This is a genomic window from Azospirillum sp. B506, assembly GCF_000333595.1.
Classification (GTDB): domain Bacteria; phylum Pseudomonadota; class Alphaproteobacteria; order Azospirillales; family Azospirillaceae; genus Azospirillum.
Genome location: NZ_BADK01001027.1, coordinates 1 through 2,594 on the forward strand (window position 1 = coordinate 1; position 2,594 = coordinate 2,594).

Consider the following 2,594-nt stretch of genomic DNA (forward strand, 5'->3'; position numbering starts at 1 on the left):
CGCTTCCGCGCAGGCGGGACAGGCCGTCATACTCGCCCTTGATGCGGTCGCGGATGGCTTCGCGCATCTTCTCCAGGCTCTCCATGCCGAACTCCTTGGCGAGTTCGTCATTGACCTCGGCCGGGACGTTCTTGCGCAGCTCCTTGATGTCGACCTCGAAGACCGTCGCGGCGCCCTTCAGGCGCTCGTGCGGGTAGTCTTCCGGGAAGGTGACGTTGACGGTGCGGTGCTCACCGGCCTTGACGCCGACCAGCTGCTCCTCGAAGCCCGGAACGAAGCGCCCGGCACCCAGCTCCAGCGGGTAGTCCTTGCCGTCCATGCCTTCCAGCGCCTCGCCGTCGACCGTCCCGGCGAAGTCGATCACGGCGATGTCGCCGGTCTCGGCGGCGCGATCCTCGGTGACCGGGGCCTGGGTCGAGTGGGCCGAGGCCAGACGGGTCAGCGCTTCCTGCACCGACTCCTCGGTGACCTCGGCGACCGGCTTCTCCAGCTCGATGCCAGTGAAGTCGCCCGGCTCGACGTCCGGCAGCAGCTCGACGGCCATCTTGTAGGTGAGGTCGCCGCCGTCCTCATACTTCTCGACCTCGATCTTCGGCTGCAGGGCGACGCGCAGGCCACGCTCGCTCAGCGCCTGGCGCGAGCTGTCGGAGATGGCGTCCTCCAGCACCTCGGACAGCACGCCGCCGAAATAGCGCTGCTTGATCACGGTGACCGGCACCTTGCCCGGACGGAAGCCCGGCAGCTGAACCGTACGGCGCAGCTCTTCCAGCTTGCCGTTCACCTTCTCTTCGATGTCCTTGGCGGAAATGACGACCTGAAATTCGCGCTTGAGGCCGTCGGTGCTGGTCTCGGTGATGTTCATCGGAACGAAAGCCTATCTCGTTGGTCCGGCCCGGCGGCGCCCGTCCGGGCGGCCCGAATCCGTGTTGTCCATGCGGTCCAAGGTGTTGCCATGGTGCGGGCGAAGGGACTTGAACCCATACGACCGAAGTCACTGGAACCTAAATCCAGCGCGTCTACCAATTCCGCCACGCCCGCGTTCATGGCAAAGGCAGCCGCGACGGGTGCCGGAACACCCGCCGGACCGCCGGCGAAGTCCGGTCTATAGCACAGCGCGCCGGAAGCAAACAGGCAAAATGGCCCCACGCAAGAGAGTAAAGTCCGCTCTGTTCGCCTCAGCCGCCCGCCCTTCCGAGCGAGCGCACCGTGGACGACATGATGATGCGCCCCTCGCCGGTGTAGGCCTCATGATTGGTGTCGATCTCCCCCAGCCGGTAGCGGTAGTTGATCATCATGCCCAGCGACTGCGTCAGCCCCTTGCCCGAGCGGTCGGACAGCCAGTTCAGCCGCTCCATCCGCGCGCCGTTGGTCAGGTGGAAATGCGCCACCGGATCCAGGGCGCGGGCGCGCCCATTGGCCTTGGCCTCCTGCACCGTGGTCAGGTAATGCACGCCCAGCCGCATCAGCGGCCCACGCAGGCGCTTCTGCAGTTCCTCATCCTCCACCCAGCCAGGGCGGGCAAGCGCGCGGGCCAGCAAAGGCGAGTCGTCGAAGCCGGCGCCGCCTTCGGGGGAGGCGTCCCCGTCGTCGTCCTGCTCCAGTTCGCTCAGCCGCTCGGCGATGCGCTCGGCCTCGGTGTTGGTCAGCAGGGCGTCGCCGTTGCGGTCGAGCGCGCGGTCGAACCACCGGCGGAAGCCGGGGATTGGCGACAGGGTGGCGTAGCACTTGATGTGGGGAATTCGGTCGCCAGCCCGTCGACCACCCGCTTGATCAGGAAATTGCCGAAGCTGATGCCCGCCAGCCCGACCTGCGCGTTGGAGATCGAGTAGAAGATGGCGCTGTCGGCGCTCTTGGGATCGCAGACCGGCGCGGTCGGATCGAGCAGCGCCTGCACATTGTCCGACATGCCCTGGACCAGTGCCACCTCGACGAAGATCAGCGGCTCGTGCGGCATGCGCGGGTGGAAGAAGGCGAAGCAGCGGCGGTCCGAATCGAGCCGGTCCTTCAGATCCTGCCAGCCGCTGATCTCGTGCACCGCCTCATACTTGATCAGCTTCTCCAGCAGCGAGGCCGGGCTGTCCCAGGTGATTCGGTGCATCTCCAGGAAGCCGACGTCGAACCAGGCGCGCAGCAGGTTCTTCAGATCGTCTTCCAACGCCTGCAGCAGCGGCTCGCCCCGCGCCATCTCCATCAGTTCGGCGCGCAGGTCGACCAGGAACTTCACCCCTTCCGGCAGGGCGTTGAACTGGGTCAGCAGCCTCAGGCGCGGCGGTTCCAGCGCGCGGCGCAAGGCCCGTTCCGCATGGCCGCGGGCCACCGGGTCGGCCGCCGCCTGGAAGGTCGCCATCGCGTCCATCACCGCATCGCGGTCGACGTCGAAATCGCGCGCGAGCATAAGAAGGAAATTGCGCCGCCCCTGTGGGTCCAGCGCCAGATAGGTACGGCCGAGCTGGGCGGCGCGGGCGCGGGCCGAAACTTCGCCGCCGCGCGAATCCAGACAGGCCTCGATCTGCTCCTTCAGACGCTCGGCGTCCTCCTTGGGCAGATGGGTGCGTGGCGGCGCGCCGACGGCGCCGCGGGCCGACGCCGCGATC

General features: G+C 67.4%; 1 protein-coding gene, 1 tRNA gene and 1 pseudogene. All 3 read right to left on the bottom strand.

Annotated elements, in window-relative coordinates:
* Nucleotides 1-862, bottom strand: an 862-nt coding sequence (gene tig / locus I71_RS31605; RefSeq protein WP_042703666.1) for a trigger factor, incomplete at its 3' end; no start/stop codon positions are given.
* A 91-nt stretch (nucleotides 863-953) separates the two neighbouring features.
* Nucleotides 954-1,038 (bottom strand) — tRNA-Leu (locus I71_RS31610).
* A gap of 137 nt (nucleotides 1,039-1,175) precedes the next feature.
* Nucleotides 1,176-2,395 (bottom strand): annotated as a pseudogene (locus tag I71_RS41175) (malonyl-CoA decarboxylase).
* Nucleotides 2,396-2,594: the final 199 nt, after the last annotated feature.